Below are 427 nucleotides of genomic sequence, written 5' to 3' on the forward strand. Positions count from 1 at the left end.
AAAGACGCTGTAAAGTCTCTTCAGACTGTCCTGGCTTAATATATTCTTTGGCTGCAGAATGATATCCTTGCAAGTATGGTTTTACAAATCCTAGTTTTATATATTGATTAATTTGTTTCCTAGTAGACGCACCAGTAGAATCATCATTTTCGTATATGCTCTTTATCTTTGCTTCGAGGTCCTTTGAATGTGTTACTTCTTGATTAAGAGTCTTCCCCTTTTTTAATTCATCTACGGTCTTATTGGCCAGATCATATTTATCAATATGATCTACTATTAGTGCAAGTGTTCTTATAAATTGATTGCCGAAGATATCTGATGTACCCAAAGTTATCTTCCAGTATTCTTCATATTTTTGATTGCGTATAACTTTTTTATGACTCAATATTCTAGCCTTCTATCTAATATATTAGTTTAAAGGTGACTT

The 427-nt window shown here is 32.3% G+C and carries 1 protein-coding gene; it reads right to left on the reverse strand.

The features are described from left to right. On the reverse strand, positions 1-385 hold a 385-nt coding region (locus tag CP366_RS10420; RefSeq protein WP_199162870.1), incomplete at its 3' end, for a hypothetical protein. Between the last annotated feature and the right edge of the window lie 42 nt (positions 386-427).

The organism is Lactobacillus sp. UMNPBX15 (genome assembly GCF_002553785.1).
In the GTDB taxonomy this organism is placed as follows: Bacteria; Bacillota; Bacilli; order Lactobacillales; family Lactobacillaceae; genus Lactobacillus; species Lactobacillus crispatus.